A 4,346-nucleotide genomic window follows, 5' to 3' on the forward strand; every position below is an offset into this window, starting at 1 on the left:
TTCGAACGAGGCGTAGCCCTCGCCGAAATCGTCCATCGCCACCCGCACGCCCGACTTGCGCAGCGACTGCACATTGCGCGCCACACTGGGAAACGCTGGGATGGCGCGGCGCTCGGTCACTTCGACCATCAGGCGCTCGGGCGCCCAGGCGTAGCGCTGCAGGGTACTGCTGATGTGCTCGATCAGGGCCGGATCGCCGATCTGATCGGCCTCGATATTGACCGAGATGTAGCCGTTCCAGCCCGTCCAGTTGGACAGCACCCGCGCCTCGGAGATGGCTTCTTCCATCACCCAGAAAAACAGCTCACTGGTCTGTGCAGGGGTCAGTTGCGGCAGAAACATCAGCGGGGAATGCCGCTTCGGCGCATCTTCCGCGCGCCAGCGGAACAACACCTCCAGCCCGATGACCTGCCCCGCCGGGAAACTCACCTGCGGTTGATAAACCAGCGCCGGAGCCCCCGCTCCCGCATGTGCGGCAATTTCAGAAAAAACGTCGCGTTCCACAATGAAGGTGCCGCTCAATCGTTGTTGAAGAGTGTTGTTGAAAGGACCAAGCCTGAATATTTCCGGCAGGTTAGCATGGGTTTTGAAACGTTCAAATCCGGACTTACAAATTCCGTGCTCTCTGACAACAACGCGCCCGATCGATGCCAGCGCACGACACCATGACCTCCTCTGCCTCACCTCGCTCCCGTACTGCCGCCCTTGTCCAAGCCCCTCCCGACAGCTCGCAGACCGGCCCGAGCTACCGGGTATCGGTTGCCGATGCACTCGCGCACCAGTTTCTGGTCGAGCTCGACCTGCCCCACCCGGAACCAGCGGGGCAGGAGTTCTGGCTCCCGGTCTGGATTCCCGGCAGCTATCTGGTGCGCGAATTCGCCCGCCATATCTTGCAGCTGCAGGCCTGGTGCGCCGACAAACCCATCGCACTACACAAAATCGCCAAGAACCGCTGGCGCGCCGCTCCGTGCAACGGGCCGCTACGGCTGCGCTACCGGGTGTATGCCTTCGATCTCTCGGTACGCACCGCCTACCTCGATACTCAGCGCGGCTTTTTCAACGCCAGCAGCCTGCTGCTCGCAGCCGCTGGACGCGAGCAGCAGCCGCACACCGTCACCCTCGCCTGCCCCGACTTCGCGCCGCACTGGACAGTGGCCACTACCTTGCCCGCGGTTCAATGCGACGCCAACGGCTTCGGCAGCCGACGCGCGGCAAACTACGACGCACTGATCGACCATCCCGTTGAAATGGGCGAACTGCTGCGGCTGGAGTTCAGTGCGGGCGGGGCCCCGCATGCCATGGTCATCGCCCTGGGCAATCAGCCGCACGACACCGTGGATACCCGGCGGCTGGCGCGCGACCTCAAGCGCATCTGCAGTGCGCAGATCGCCCTGTTCGAGCCCCGCAGCAAGCGCGCACCGTTTGCCGAGTACCTGTTCATGGTCGCACCGACCGCCGAGGGCTACGGCGGGCTGGAACATGCCGACAGCACCGCCCTGATGTGCGCCCGCCGCAGCCTGCCGCACCCGCGCCTGCAAGACACCGACAGCGCCCATAGCGCCCACAGCGACTATCGCGACTTTCTCGGCCTGTGCAGCCACGAATACTTCCACGCCTGGAACGTCAAGCGCATCAAGCCGCAGGCCTTCACGCCTTACGACCTTCAAGCCGAAAACCCCACCACTCTGCTGTGGCTGTTCGAGGGCTTCACCGCGTATTACGACGATCTGATGGTGTTGCGCGCGGGGCTGATCACGCCGCAGCAATACCTCGACGGTCTGGCCCGCACCCTCGGCGCGGTGCTGCGCACGCCCGGGCGCCAGGTTCAAAGCGTGGCCGAGGCCAGCTTCGATGCCTGGACCAAGTATTACCGCCCCGATGAAAACACCGCCAACGCCACGGTGAGCTACTACCAGCTCGGCGCGCTGGTCGCCTTGTCCATCGACCTGCGGCTGCGCCGCGAAAGCGCGGCCACGCTGGACGACGTGATGCGTCGGCTGTGGACGCGCTATGGCCGCGCCGACGCGCCGCTGCGCGCCGAAGGCGTGGCCGAAGACGCCCTGCCCGCGCTGCTCAAGGAAGTGAGCGGCCTCGACTGGCGCGCCTTCTTCCGCCGCCATGTTCACGGCACTGAACTGCCCCCGGTCAAGACGCAGTTCGCTGATTTCGGCATTCAATGGGCCTCGCAAGAAGACACTCCGCTCGACGCGCTGGGGCTGGCTGCGCAGGAACAGGCGGGCGGCTGGCTCACCGTGCAGCGCGTGCGCAACGGCGGCTGGGCCGAACGCGCCGGGCTGGCCGCTGGCGATCTGCTGCTCATGCTGGACGGCGAGCGGGCGCGCAAAGCCGTGATCGAGCGCCGCCATGCACAGGCCCGAGCGGGCGATGTGTGGCGTCTCACCTGGCTGCGGCAAGATCTGGAGCAGCACAGCGAAACGCCTTGGTTTGCGCTGCCCGACAGCCGCGTGCAACTGCGCGTAGCCGACAAGCCGCGCACCGCGCAGCGCCAACGTCTGAGCGCCTGGATGGGCACCGCACTGTGACGCACAATGCTCTTAAACCCAGAATTTCCATTAGGCGAGGCTTCGCCCTACACGGGCGCTGGCGGGCGGATTGGGGCGTCTTTGCCCCCGCGCTTCGCGCCCATAGCTTCGGCTATGAGCTTGTCGCGCCGGGCCAAATCCATCCCCAATCCGCCGCACCATCATCCCGTGTCCTAATGGAAAATCTGAGTTAAACGCCCCTTTAGGAGATGCCCATGGAGACCCCTGACGACGCCGTCGTCCTCACCGAAACCCGAGGCCACGTCGGCCTCATCACCCTCAATCGCCCCAAGCAACTCAACGCCCTGAACGACGCCCTGATGGACGCGCTGGGCGACGCGCTGAAGGCGTTTGACGCTGATCCGGCCATCGGCTGCATGGTCGTCACCGGCAGCGACAAGGCTTTCGCCGCCGGGGCCGACATCACCGCCATGGCGAAAAAGACCTTTCCCGCCAGCTACGCGGAGGACTTCATCACCCGCAACTGGGAAGCGATGATGCAGATCCGCAAGCCGGTGATTGCGGCGGTGCGCGGCTTCGCGCTGGGCGGGGGCTGCGAGCTGGCGATGATGTGCGATCTCATCGTCGCCGCCGACAACGCCCAGTTCGGCCAGCCCGAAATCAAGCTCGGCATCATTCCCGGCGCCGGCGGCACCCAGCGGCTGACGCGCGCCGTGGGCAAAGCCAAGGCCATGGATCTGATCCTCACCGGCCGGATGATGGACGCGCATGAGGCCGAGCGCAGCGGCCTGGTCGCGCGGGTCGTGCCGCTGCAGCAGACACTCGATGAGGCCGTGGCGATGGCCGAAACCATTTCCAGCTTCTCGCAGGCTTCGGTGCTCATGGCCAAGGAAAGCGTGAACCGCGCGTTTGAATCGTCGCTGTCTGAAGGTTTGCGTTTCGAGCGTCGGCTGTTTCAGTCGCTGTTCGCTACGGCCGACCAGAAGGAGGGTATGGCGGCTTTCCTGGAAAAACGAAAACCGCTTTTCACGAACAAATGATGCGCTATACTGCGCGGCTTGTTTGCGTGTTGGCGCTTTAGCTCAGTCGGTTAGAGCGACGGAATCATAATCCGCAGGTCCGGGGTTCGAGTCCCTGAAGCGCCACCATCAGGGCTTTTTCCTTTTTCGGTGGTGCAATTCAGTGGTGCAGTTTCGCCAAGATTTCACAATATGAAACTATGCGAACTGCTAACCATCTGTACCGAGATAGGAACGGAACGTACTATCTCCGAACAACTGAAAGCAATAGAACAGTAAAAAGGTCTTTAAAAACAAAAGACCTTGATAAAGCCTTGTTTTTTTCACATTTAACTAATCTTTTAATTCACATGGACAAGATTAAAAAATTAGATGTTGTTTTGCCAAATGGCATACAATTTAAGAATGTTGAAGAAAAAGACTATTCTTTTATTAAGGATTTATTGACACCTCGGGAGGGTCAAACATCTATTCAAAAAAGAATAGAAGAATTATCATCAAAACAAAAAGCAAATAAGACTTTTTCCGAAGTCTATAAGATTTATTTAGAAGAAAAGAAACTTGATAATTCAGTTAAAACAATTGAAGAAAAAAAATCTACCTATGAAGAATTTTTGAGTTTTTTTATTGATGGTGATTTTAATTCTTATACCATTCAGCAAGCAACAGCTTATAAAACTCGCTTGATAGCACAAAATCTTTCAGCATTGCGAATAAATAAAAAACTATCAATGTTAAAAGACTTGTTTAATTTTGCCATAAACAACCAGTATTATTTTGACAAAAACCCTTTTGAGAATATTACCATATCAAAAAAGGCAAA

3 protein-coding genes, 1 tRNA gene and 1 pseudogene are annotated in these 4,346 nt (G+C 59.2%); 4 read left to right on the forward strand and 1 reads right to left on the reverse strand.

Annotated elements, in window-relative coordinates:
* A partial coding sequence (locus tag B7X30_RS15085) for an EAL domain-containing protein (protein WP_286731698.1) occupies nucleotides 1-504 on the reverse strand: 504 nt, incomplete at its 3' end.
* A gap of 161 nt (nucleotides 505-665) precedes the next feature.
* Here B7X30_RS15085 and B7X30_RS15090 point away from each other — a divergent pair.
* From B7X30_RS15090 to B7X30_RS15105, 4 genes and pseudogenes are all read left to right on the forward strand, one after another.
* Nucleotides 666-2,543, forward strand: coding sequence for a M61 family metallopeptidase (locus B7X30_RS15090; RefSeq protein ID WP_286731700.1), 1,878 nt, complete (start codon nucleotides 666-668; stop codon nucleotides 2,541-2,543).
* Between the two features lie 215 nt (nucleotides 2,544-2,758).
* On the forward strand, nucleotides 2,759-3,544 hold the full coding sequence (locus tag B7X30_RS15095) for an enoyl-CoA hydratase (RefSeq protein WP_286731702.1): 786 nt from the start codon (nucleotides 2,759-2,761) through the stop codon (nucleotides 3,542-3,544).
* Nucleotides 3,545-3,575: 31 nt separating this feature from the next.
* Nucleotides 3,576-3,652 (forward strand) — tRNA-Met (locus B7X30_RS15100).
* A 221-nt stretch (nucleotides 3,653-3,873) separates the two neighbouring features.
* Nucleotides 3,874-4,346 (forward strand): annotated as a pseudogene (locus B7X30_RS15105) (hypothetical protein); the annotation flags it as partial.

Origin of the sequence: Thiomonas sp. 13-64-67 (assembly GCF_002282795.1) — a bacterium.
Lineage (GTDB): Bacteria > Pseudomonadota > Gammaproteobacteria > Burkholderiales > Burkholderiaceae_C > Thiomonas > Thiomonas arsenitoxydans.

Coding starts and splice junctions, on each gene's coding strand:
- B7X30_RS15090 (WP_286731700.1), top strand. CDS start 666: ATGACCTCCTCTGCCTCACCTCGCTCCCGTACTGCCGCCCTTGTCCAA.
- B7X30_RS15095 (WP_286731702.1), top strand. CDS start 2,759: ATGGAGACCCCTGACGACGCCGTCGTCCTCACCGAAACCCGAGGCCAC.